General features: G+C 64.5%; 10 protein-coding genes. 8 read left to right on the forward strand and 2 right to left on the reverse strand.

Features of this window, described 5'->3' with window-relative positions:
• On the forward strand, positions 1-1,577 hold a 1,577-nt coding region (locus IV113_RS15755), incomplete at its 5' end, for an aminotransferase class I/II-fold pyridoxal phosphate-dependent enzyme (RefSeq protein WP_291086808.1).
• An 11-nt stretch (positions 1,578-1,588) separates the two neighbouring features.
• On the opposite strand, the gene IV113_RS15760 is transcribed toward IV113_RS15755, so the two are convergent.
• Positions 1,589-2,440: a DNA ligase gene (locus IV113_RS15760; RefSeq protein ID WP_291086810.1), complete on the reverse strand. Its 852-nt coding sequence runs from the start codon at positions 2,438-2,440 to the stop codon at positions 1,589-1,591.
• A 41-nt stretch (positions 2,441-2,481) separates the two neighbouring features.
• A complete protein-coding gene (gene fabI / locus IV113_RS15765) occupies positions 2,482-3,279 on the reverse strand; it encodes an enoyl-ACP reductase FabI (protein WP_291086812.1) in 798 nt (265 codons plus the stop codon).
• A gap of 38 nt (positions 3,280-3,317) precedes the next feature.
• On the opposite strand from fabI, the gene IV113_RS15770 reads away from it, so the two are divergent.
• From IV113_RS15770 to rimP, 7 genes are all read left to right on the forward strand, one after another.
• Positions 3,318-5,165 (forward strand): extracellular solute-binding protein, encoded by a 1,848-nt coding sequence (locus IV113_RS15770; RefSeq protein WP_291086814.1) that lies wholly within the window; start codon positions 3,318-3,320, stop codon positions 5,163-5,165.
• 157 nt (positions 5,166-5,322) lie between these two features.
• Positions 5,323-6,348 carry an ABC transporter permease subunit gene (locus IV113_RS15775; protein WP_291086826.1) on the forward strand — a complete coding sequence of 342 codons (1,026 nt, stop codon included), beginning with the start codon at positions 5,323-5,325 and terminating at the stop codon, positions 6,346-6,348.
• Positions 6,314-7,384 carry an ABC transporter permease gene (locus IV113_RS15780; protein WP_291086816.1) on the forward strand — a complete coding sequence of 357 codons (1,071 nt, stop codon included), beginning with the start codon at positions 6,314-6,316 and terminating at the stop codon, positions 7,382-7,384. Before IV113_RS15775 ends, IV113_RS15780 begins: the two co-directional genes overlap by 35 nt.
• Positions 7,381-8,991 (forward strand): dipeptide ABC transporter ATP-binding protein, encoded by a 1,611-nt coding sequence (locus IV113_RS15785; protein ID WP_291086819.1) that lies wholly within the window; start codon positions 7,381-7,383, stop codon positions 8,989-8,991. Before IV113_RS15780 ends, IV113_RS15785 begins: the two co-directional genes overlap by 4 nt.
• A 64-nt stretch (positions 8,992-9,055) precedes the next feature.
• A complete protein-coding gene (locus IV113_RS15790) occupies positions 9,056-9,811 on the forward strand; it encodes a DUF2189 domain-containing protein (RefSeq protein WP_291086821.1) in 756 nt (251 codons plus the stop codon).
• Positions 9,808-10,029 carry a DUF2788 domain-containing protein gene (locus IV113_RS15795; protein ID WP_291086823.1) on the forward strand — a complete coding sequence of 74 codons (222 nt, stop codon included), beginning with the start codon at positions 9,808-9,810 and terminating at the stop codon, positions 10,027-10,029. The genes IV113_RS15790 and IV113_RS15795 overlap by 4 nt, the downstream gene beginning before the upstream one ends.
• Before the next feature lie 191 nt (positions 10,030-10,220).
• Positions 10,221-10,820 carry a ribosome maturation factor RimP gene (gene rimP / locus IV113_RS15800; protein ID WP_291086825.1) on the forward strand — a complete coding sequence of 200 codons (600 nt, stop codon included), beginning with the start codon at positions 10,221-10,223 and terminating at the stop codon, positions 10,818-10,820.
• Positions 10,821-10,903: the final 83 nt, after the last annotated feature.

The following is a 10,903-nucleotide window of genomic DNA, read 5'->3' on the forward strand; positions in this document are numbered from 1 at the left end:
CCAACGGCACCAGCACCAGCAACAAGATGGTCTGGCACCACACGGTGGCGCCGGGTGATGTGGTGGTCGTGGACCGCAACTGCCACAAGTCCATCCTGCACAGCATCATCATGACGGGCGCGATCCCGGTCTTCCTGAAGCCCACGCGCAACCACTACGGCATCATCGGCCCGATCCCGCAGAGCGAGTTCGAGATCGACGCCATCAAGGCCAAGATCCGCGCCAATCCGTTGCTGGCCGGCGTGGACGCCGATGCGGTCAAACCCCGCGTGCTCACGCTCACGCAGTCCACCTACGACGGCGTGCTCTACAACACCGAGGCCATCAAGCAGATGCTCGACGGCTATGTGGCCAACCTGCACTTTGACGAAGCCTGGCTGCCGCACGCGGCCTTCCATCCTTTCTATGGCAACTACCACGCCATGGGCAAGAAGCGGGTGCGACCCATGGAGTCGGTGGTGTATGCCACGCAGTCCATCCACAAGTTGCTCGCCGGCATCAGCCAGGCCAGCCATGTGCTCGTGCAGGACTCGCAGAACGTCAAGCTCGACCGCCACCTCTTCAACGAGGCCTACCTGATGCACACCAGCACCAGCCCGCAGTACGCGATCATCGCCAGCTGTGACGTGGCTGCCGCCATGATGGAGCCACCCGGTGGCCGCGCGCTGGTGGAAGAGAGCATCTTTGAGGCGCTCGATTTCCGCCGTGCCATGCGCAAGATCGACGCCGAGTTCGGCGACGACGACTGGTGGTTCAAGGTCTGGGGTCCGGACGACCTGGCCGAAGAAGGCATGGGCGAGGCGACCGACTGGGTGCTCAACCCCGACCCGGCAGGCTCGCAGGCCACGGCCAAGGACTGGCACGGTTTCGGCGACATGGCGCCGGGCTTCAACATGCTCGACCCGATCAAGGCGACCATCGTCACGCCGGGCCTGAACCTGGACGGCCGCTTCGAGCCCGAAGGCATCCCGGCGTCCATCGTCACCAAGTTCCTCGCCGAGCACGGCGTGGTGGTGGAGAAGACGGGCCTCTACAGCTTCTTCATCATGTTCACCATCGGCATCACCAAGGGCCGCTGGAACACGCTGCTGACGGCGCTGCAGCAGTTCAAGGACGACTACGCCAAGAACCAGCCGATGTGGCGCATCCTGCCGGAGTTCTGCCAGAAGCACCCCCGCTACGAGCAGATGGGCCTGCGCGACCTGTGCCAGCACGTGCACGAGCTCTATGCCCGTTACGACATCGCGCGCCTCACCACCGAGATGTACTTGAGCGACCTCACACCGGCCATGAAGCCGACCGACGCTTTCGCGCACATCGCGCAGCGCACCACCGAGCGCGTGCCGATCGACGAGCTGGAAGGCCGCATCACCACCAGCCTGGTCACGCCTTACCCACCAGGCATCCCGCTGTTGATCCCGGGCGAGGTGTTCAACAAGAAGATCGTCGACTACCTCAAGTTCGCGCGCGAGTTCAACCAACAGTGTCCGGGCTTTGAGACCGACATCCATGGTCTCGTGGAGATGGTGGGCGACGACGGCAAGAAGCGCTATTTCGCCGACTGCGTGAAGGCCTGACCAGCCGAGAGTCAGCGCGGTGCGTCCGGACGCAGCCGCACAAAGCTGGCAAAGCGTGGAACGCCGCTCGGGTTGACGCCGCGAAAGCGGTAAGTCACCCACTCGCCCACGGCGGGTGGTTGCTCGCGCTGGGCATCGGAGAAGCCGGTGCCCAGCCGGAAACGCACACCTTGGGATGTCTGCACGAGCAGGGCACCCATGCGGCCGGCATGTCGGCCCTGGCCGGGCAGGTGCGCGAGCACGCGTGCTTCGGCGTCTTCGTGGGTTTTCACCTTCAGCAGGTCGTCGCTGCGCACCGTGCGGTAGAGCGAGTCGCCCCGGTGCAGCATCAGGCCTTCGCCGCCATCCTTCACCATGCGGTCCAGCCGCGCCATCAGCTCCGCGTGGCTGGCCACGCGTTCCTGCGGCACGGCCCGCACCCAGGAGCGATCGATTCTCCGCACGAGCCCTTGGTAAGCATGGATGCGCTCGGTAAACGGCCCCGGGTGCGAGGGCAGGTCGAACACCATGAAGCGGATCCGTAGCCACGCGTCTTCACGGGGCGTCTGCCGGCGCACGGCAGACAGTGTTTCTTCGAATAGACCTCGGCCCATCCAGAGTTCGCCGTCCATGGGCTCGGCGGGCCAGCCTTTAGTGAACCAGGCGGGTGGCACGATCACCTCACCGCCGCGGGTGATCAGTCGCTGGCCATCCCAGAAGCCGCGCAGGCCGTCGTACTTTTCGCTCAACCAGTAGTCATCCAGCGGCACGCCAAGTCGGTAGACGTTGGCGAGCATCAAGGCAGGCGCCTCGCCCGCCCGTGCTCCGGCTGGCAGACCGCACGCGGCGAAGCCCAGCCAAGCCAGCAGCTCGCGTCGCTTCATGGAACTGCAGTGCAGTGTGCGTCCCGCAAAACCGAAATGAATCAGCTCAGCGCGTCGCTGTCGCGGCTCACGCCCGTGGTGTGGCTGTAGCCACCATCCACGTAGGTGATTTCTGCGGTCACGCCAGCGGCCAGATCACTCAGCAGGAAGGCGGCCACGTTGCCCACATCCTCGATGGTGACGTTGCGCCGGATCGGCGAGGCACTGGCCACCATGCCCAGCAGCTTGCCGAAGTCCTTGATGCCGCTGGCCGCCAGTGTCTTGATCGGGCCGGCGCTGATGCCGTTGACGCGCATGCCCTTGGGGCCGAGCGATTCGGCCAGGTAGCGCACCGAAGCCTCCAAGCTGGCCTTGGCCAGGCCCATGGTGTTGTAGTTGGGCACGGCGCGAAGCGCGCCGAGGTAGGTGAGGGTGAGCAGGGCCGACTTGTCGTTGAGCATGGGCAGCGCGGCCTTGGCCATGGCCGGGAAGCTGTAGGCACTGATGTCGTGCGCGATGCGGAAGTTCTCGCGGCTCAGGCCTTCAAGGAAGTCACCGGCGATGGCTTCGCGTGGGGCGAAGCCGATGCTGTGCACGAAGCCGTCGAACTTGGGCCACACCAGCGCGAGATCGGCGAACAGCTTGTCGATCTGGGCGTCGTCGCCCACGTCGCAGTCGAAGATGAGTTTGGAATCGAAGTCGGCTGCGAACTCGGTGATGCGGTCCTTGAAACGCTCACCGACGTAGCTGAAAGCGAGCTCGGCGCCTTGTTGATGGCAGGCCCTGGCGATGCCGTAGGCGATGGATCGGTTGGACAGCACGCCCGTGATCAGCAGTTTCTTGCCAGCGAGAAAACCCATGTTTCAGTCTCCAATGAAAAATCCTTCAGAATTGTCGCATGCACTTCTCCAGCATCCGCCCCGGCCACCGACTCGTTTCGCTGTCCCTGGCCGTGTTGCTGGTGCTCTGGAGCCCCCTGGCTGGGGCGGCGCATGGCTACGCGCTGTGGGGCAAGCTCAAGTACCCCGACGGCTTCACCCACTTCGACTACGTCAACCCGACCGCGCCCAAGGGTGGTGAGCTGCGCCTGGTGAGCAACCTTCGGCTGTCCACCTTCGACAAGTACAACCCGTTCACGCTGCGCGGCAGTGCGCCGGCCTATCTGTCGGACCTGATGTTCGATTCATTGCTCACCGGCGCGCTGGACGAGAACGGTGCCGGGTACGGCCTGCTGGCCGAAGACGTGAGCGCAGCGCCCGACGGCCTGTCGGTCACGTTCAAGCTGCGCGATACCGCGCGTTTCCACAATGGCGACCCGGTGCTCGCCGCCGACGTGAAGCACAGCTTCGACACCCTCATGGGGCCGCACACCTCGCCCGCGTTCAAGACCGTGTTGCAGGACGTGGCCGGCCTGGATGTGCTGGGCGAACGCACCGTGCGCTACCGTTTCAAGAAGCCCAACCGCGAACTGCCGCTGACTGTGGGCGGCCTGCCAGTGTTCAGCCGCGCCTGGGGCAACGCCATCGACCCCAAGACCGGCCAGCGCAAGACCTTCGACCAGGTCGTCACCGACATCCCCATCGGCAGCGGACCCTACAGAGTCGGCCCGGTTGAGTTCGGCAAGGACATCACCTACGTGCGCGACCCCGCCTACTGGGCGCGCGACCTGCCGGTGCGCCGCGGCACCGCGAACTTCGACCGCATCCTGGTCAAGATATACAAGGACAACACTGCGCGGCTCGAAGCGCTGAAGGCGGGCGAGTTTGATCTCATGCGCTTTTTCTCGGCGGGCGATTGGGCACGGCGCGTCAGCGGCAAACGCTTCGACACCGGCGAGCTCGTCAAGGGCGAATTCACCCACCGCCTGCCCATGGGCTTCCAGAGCTACGTGCTCAACACGCGCCGTCCGCCACTGAACGACATGCGCGTGCGCGAGGCGCTGGGCCTGGCAATGGACTACGAGTGGATGAACCGCCAGATGTTCTACAACGCTTACCAGCGCGTGGAAGGCCTGTTCGGCAACACCGATTGCGCGCCGCAGGGCAGCCCTTCGCCCGAAGAGCTGACGCTGCTGGAGCCCTGGCGCAAACAGTTGCCGCCCGCGGTCTTCGGGCCCATGTACAAGCCGCCGCGCACCGACGGGCAGAGTTCTTTGCGCGGCAACCTCAAGCGGGCCCAGTCGCTGCTGAAAGAGGCGGGCTGGACGGTGCAGAGCGGCCAGTTGCGCAACGCCCAGGGCCAGGCCATGTCGCTGGTGTACCTCGACAGCGCCGAAACAGGCGCGCGCGTGGTCACGCCATGGATCCGCAACCTCGCCAAGCTCGGCATCGAGCTGCGTTTCCGTCCGGTGGACTTCGCGCTGTACCAGCAGCGCCTGCGTGGTTTTGATTTCGACATCATCTCGATCAACTTCCAGGGAACCAACAACCCGGGCTCCGAGTACGCCGACATGTTCGGGAGCCAGGCCGCCAAGACGGAGGACTCCGGCAACTACGCTGGCGTGTCCAGCCCGGCGGTGGACGCCCTCATCACCCACATGACCGGCGCCCGCACGCAGCCGGACTTCCTGGCCGCCTGCCGGGCGCTGGACCGCACCGTCACCCACAGCCACTATCTGATCCCGCAGTGGACGGCCACCACACACCGCATGGCCTACAACGCATGGCGGCTGGCGCGCCCGAAGGATATGCCGCCCTATGCCGCCGGTGAGACCTGGGCGATCGACACCTGGTGGGCGAACAAATGAACACCCCCGCGCTGCGCTTCGCGCGCCACCCCCTCAAGGGGGCAACACCTGCGGCCCGTCCTGAGCGTGTCGAAGGGCGGTTCCGCGGTGTTTCCGGGTTCGAACCCGTGCGCCGGATTCGTCTGGGTGGCTTCTCTGAATGGGAGTCGAGCTGATCATGTGGGTCTACATCCTCAAACGCTTGCTGCTCATGATCCCGACGCTGTTCGGGGTGCTGCTGTTGACCTTCGTGGTGATTCAGTTCGTTCCCGGCGGGCCAGTGGATCAGTACCTTGCCGAAGCGCGCACCGGAGCGGGCACCGGTGCCGAGGGTGGCTCGGTGTACCGCGGGGCGCAAGGCGTGGACCCCAAGCGCATCGAACAGATCAAGGCGCTGTACGGCTTCGACAAGCCCGCGCACGAGCGCTTCTTCCAGATGCTGGGCCAATTCGCGCGCTTTGATCTGGGCACCAGCTTCTTCCAGAACAAGGCGGTGTCCGAACTCATCATGGAGAAGCTGCCGGTCTCCATCTCGCTCGGGTTGTGGACCTTCCTCATCAGCTACGGCGTGGCGGTGCCGCTGGGTGTGGCCAAGGCGGTGCGCGCCGGCTCGCGCTTCGATCTGGTCACCACCTTGCTCGTGCTGATCGGCTATGCCATCCCGGGCTTCGTGCTGGGCGTGGCGCTGCTGGTGATCTTTGGCGGGCAGTTGCAGTGGTTCCCGCTGCGGGGCCTGACCTCGTCCAACTGGGAAGAGCTCAGCTGGAGCGCCCGCATCGTCGACTACCTGTGGCACATCACGCTGCCCATCACCGCCATGGTGCTGGGCAGCTTCGCTGTCACCGCCATGCTGACCAAGAACGCCTTCCTGGAAGAGATTCGCAAGCAATACGTGATGACCGCGCGCGCCAAGGGCCTGAGCGAGCAGCAGGTGCTGTGGAAGCACATCTTTCGCAATGCGCTGATCCCCATCGTCACCGGTTTTCCTTCGGCCTTCATTGGTGCCTTCTTCGCCGGCTCGCTGCTGATCGAGACCCTGTTCTCGCTCGACGGCCTGGGTCTGTTGAGTTATGAGAGCGTGATCCGGCGCGACTACCCCGTGGTGCTGGGCACGCTGTTCTTCTTCACGCTGATCGGCCTGGTGACCAAGCTCATTTCCGATCTCTGCTATGTCTGGGTGGACCCGCGTGTCAAATTCGACTGAAGCCGTGACACCTTCGCTGTCCCCCGGCGCGCGCGCCTGGCGCCGCTTCAAGCGCAACCGCCTGGGTTATTGGAGCCTGATCGCGTTCTGCATCCTGGTGGTCGGAAGCCTGTTCGCCGAGTTGTTGTCGAACGACCGGCCCTTGATCGTGCGCTACGAGGGAACGACTTATTTCCCCATGGTGAAGGACTATGCCGAGACCGTGTTCGGCGGAGACTTCGACACCACCACCGACTACCTCGATCCCTTCATCCGCGAGCAGCTCACCAAAGGCGACAACTGGGCGCTCTACGCACCCAACCCTTACGGTCCGCAGACGCTGAACTACTTCGCCAAGTTGCCCAACCCGTCGGCACCCACGCTGGATAACCTGTTGGGCACCGACGATCGGGGGCGAGACCTGTTGGCGCAACTGATCTACGGTTTCCGGGTGAGCGTGCTGTTTGCGCTGGCGCTCACCTTCGTCGGCGTGCTGCTCGGTGTGGTCACCGGCGCCATTCAGGGCTTCTTCGGCGGCAAAACCGATCTCGCCTTCCAGCGCTTCATCGAGATCTGGGGCTCCATGCCCGAGCTTTACTTGCTGATCATTTTCTCGGCCGTGTTCGCACCCAGCATCAGTCTGCTGCTGATCCTGCTCAGCTTGTTTGGCTGGATGGGCCTTTCCGACTACGTGCGCGCGGAGTTCCTGCGCAACCGCCAGCTCGATTACGTGCGCGCCGCCCGCGCGCTGGGCCTGTCGAACTGGCAGATCATCTGGCGCCACGTGCTGCCCAACAGTCTCACGCCGGTCGTCACCTTTCTGCCATTCCGCATGAGCGCGGCCATCCTCGCGTTGACCTCGCTCGACTTCCTGGGCCTGGGCGTGCCGCCCGGCACGCCGTCGCTGGGTGAGCTGCTGAGCCAGGGAAAGAACAGCATCGATGCCTGGTGGATCTCGCTCTCCACCTTCGCGGTGCTGGTGATCACGCTGCTGCTGCTCACCTTCATGGGTGATGCCTTGCGCGATGCGCTGGATCCCAGAAAGGTGGACAAATGACCACTTCCGCACTTCTCGAGGTCAAAGGACTGCGCGTGTCCTTCGGCGGTCAGGAAGTCGTGCACGGTATCGACTTCTCCATCAAGGCCGGCGAGAAGCTGGCGTTGGTGGGCGAGTCTGGCTCGGGCAAGACGGTGTCCGCTTTGTCGCTGCTGCGCCTGGTGCACAACGCCGACGTGAGCGGTTCGGCTGTATTGGAAGGCCGGGACCTGCTGCAGATGACCGAACACCAACTGCGCGGTGTGCGTGGCGACGAGGTGGCCATCATCTTCCAGGAGCCCATGACGGCGCTCAACCCGCTCTACACCGTTGGCGACCAGATCGGCGAGGTGCTGCAGCTCAAGAAGGGCCTTACGCCCCGGCAGGCACTCGCGTCCACCGTCGAGTTGCTGGCCTCCACCGGCATCCCTGAGCCGGCGCGCCGTGCCAAGGCCTTTCCCCACCAGCTCAGCGGCGGCCAGCGCCAGCGCGCCATGATCGCCATGGCCTTGGCCAGTGCGCCCAAGCTGCTGCTGGCCGACGAACCGACCACCGCACTCGACGTGAGCCTGCGCGGCCAGATCCTCGATCTGCTGGCCGACCTGCAGCGCCAGCACGGCATGGCGGTGCTGCTGATCACGCACGATCTGAACCTGGTGCGCCGCTTCGCCGACCGCGTGGCCGTGATGGAGCAAGGCCATCTGGTGGAGCAGGGCGTCGTGGCAGACGTGTTCGCCGCACCCCAACATGCCTACACACAAATGCTGCTGGCCAGCAAGCCCGAGCGCGACGTGGCCCCCGCCGAGCCTCCCTCAGCTGATGCCACGCCGGTGCTGCAAGCCCGCGCTTTGCGCGTGACCTATCCGGTGCCGCTCCCCGGTCTGCGCGGCTGGTTCACAAAAGGCGAATTCGTGGCGGTGCAGGGTGCGGATCTGGACGTGGCCCCTGGTCAGACCCTGGGCGTGATCGGTGAGTCGGGCTCCGGCAAGTCGACGCTGGCGCTGGCCGCGCTCGGTTTGTTGCCCCACCAGGGCAGCCTGCAAGTGACCGGGTCCGACTGGGCGCAAGCCCTCAAGAGCGGGCAGGGCAGGGCGCTTCGTCAGCGCGTGCAGGTGGTGTTCCAGGATCCGTTTTCGTCACTGTCGCCGCGCATGACCATCGAACAGATCGTGGGCGAAGGCCTGCTCGTGCACCAGCCCGAACTGTCGGTGGCGCAGCGCCGCGAACGCGTGGTCAAGGCATTGGCCGACGTCGGTCTGGTCGACGACCCCCGGCGCGGCGGCGACTGGCTGCAGCGCTACCCGCACGAGTTCTCGGGCGGCCAGCGACAGCGTCTGGCCATCGCGCGCGCGCTCATCATCGATCCGCAATTGCTGGTGCTCGACGAGCCCACCAGCGCACTGGACGTGACGGTGCAAAAGCAGGTGCTGGGCCTGTTGCAGCGTCTGCAGCGCGAGCGCGGCCTGAGCTATTTGTTGATCACGCACGACGTGGACGTGATCCAGGCGATGGCTCACCACGTGATCGTCATGAAGGATGGCGTGGTGGTGGAAAGCGGCACGGTCGAACGGGTCCTTCGCTCCCCGGAACATCCCTACACCCGCACACTGGTACAGGCTGCTGCCTGAAGCATTTCGCGGGCTTGACCTGCGTCAGTGCTCTGGCGAAGTGGGCAGCGTATAACCGCTTCCCATGACCGATCCCTCGCCGCCGTCCACGTTTCCCGTCACGTTGCAGTCGCCCTGGCGCTGGTTGGCCCTGGGTTGGAGCGACCTGCAGCGCAACCCGGTGCCCGGGCTGGTTCACGGACTCTTGCTCACGGCCTTTGGCTGGCTGCTGCTCTGGGCCGCGCGTGACCAGTTCTGGCTGCTGGCGGGCGCCTTCTCGGGCTTCCTCATCGTCGCGCCCATCCTGGCCACCGGGCTGTACCAGGTCAGCCGCCAGCGGGGGGCAGGGCTTGGCGATGTGGTGCAACTCTGGCGTTCGGGCGATGGCCGGCTGGTGAAGTTCGGACTGCTGTTGGGTCTGGCGGGCACCGGCTGGGTGCTCACCTCGGCCGGGCTGATCACCTTGGGGTCGCCGGTGCCCATCCTCAAGCCGCTGGATTTCCTGCGTCACGTGGTGCTGGTGCGCGAGATCGGCCTGTTCGAGGTCTGGCTGCTGCTCGGTGCTTTGTTGGCAGCGCCGGTGTTTGCCTCCACGGTGGTCGCCCTGCCCATGCTGGTGGACACCCGCGCCTCGGTGATGGACGCGGTGGCCGAGAGCTGGCGCGCAGTGGCCAGTTATCCGGGCCCAATGGCGCTGTGGGCGGTGGTGATTGGTTTGTTGGTCGGCTTGGGCATGGCCACTGCCTTGCTGGGGCTGATTCCCATCATCCCGCTGCTGGCCCACGCCAGCTGGCACGCCTACCGCGACCTGACCGTCCAACGGACACGCGCTGAGCCATGAGCAACACCGTTTTGGGCTTCACTGAGGGCCAGATTGCCCAGTTCGGCCTGACCTTTGGCGTCGGGGCATTCATTCTCTACATGCTCTTCATCGTGTTCAACCTGGCCCGTGAATCCAAGGCCGGGAAGTTCGGTACCTTCGTGCTGTTTCTGGTGTTGTCGTTCGGCATGCTGGGGTTTCTGGCCAAAAACCTCATCCAGTGGGCTCTGGGTATTTGAACGGTGTTCAGCGTTGAGGGGGCCATTGGGTTGCCATTTGGCCTCGGCAGGCGTTACAATGCGAGCTTCACGACCAAATGGGCGGGTAAATACCGGCCCATTTTTTTTGGCCGAACGCTTTTGACCCTGGGGTAATCCACAGGGCGACAGAGCGATTTTGAACGGCGCTTCACTGGGCAGACACCATCAGCATGGCTTGGCAAGAGATCGTAGAGCAGACCGTCACCGGACTGGGTTTTGACCTGGTGGAGTTGGAGCGCTCGGGCAGTGGCCTGTTGAAGGTCACGATCGATCTGCCATGGGAAGCGCCTGTTGAAGGTCAACCGGTGCCTGTGGAGCGTTTCGTTACGGTCGAAGATTGCGAAAAGATCACGCGTCAGTTGCAATACCTGCTGGAAGTCGAAGGCCTCGAATACCGCCGCCTCGAAGTGGGTTCGCCGGGCATCGACCGGCCGCTGAAGCGTGAGATCGATTACGTGCGGTTTGAAGGTCACGTGATCGACCTCACCTTGAAGGCGCCGATCGGCGCCACCGGGACCGACGTGGCGGTGAACCGCAAGAAATTCAGGGGCACGCTCGAGCGTGCCGACGATGGTGTGCAGTGGCAAGTGGTCTGGAGCGATGCGCCCGAACCCAAGCCCGGCGCGCGGGTGAGCAAGAAGCGCGCGCCCGTGCCCATGCAGGCCATGACATTTTCGCTGGACGACATCCAGCAGGCGCGCTTGGCGCCGATCGTGAATTTCAAGGGCCGTCAGGCTCCCGGAGCAAATGCTCCAGACAGTGATGAGTAAGAGAAATCAAAGTGACCCAGGACATGCAATTCGGAAAGGTGGGCGAGTGAAATGAACCGCGAAATGTTGATGCTGATCGATGC

The organism is Hydrogenophaga sp. (assembly GCF_018780385.1).
Taxonomy (GTDB): Bacteria; Pseudomonadota; Gammaproteobacteria; order Burkholderiales; family Burkholderiaceae_C; genus Hydrogenophaga.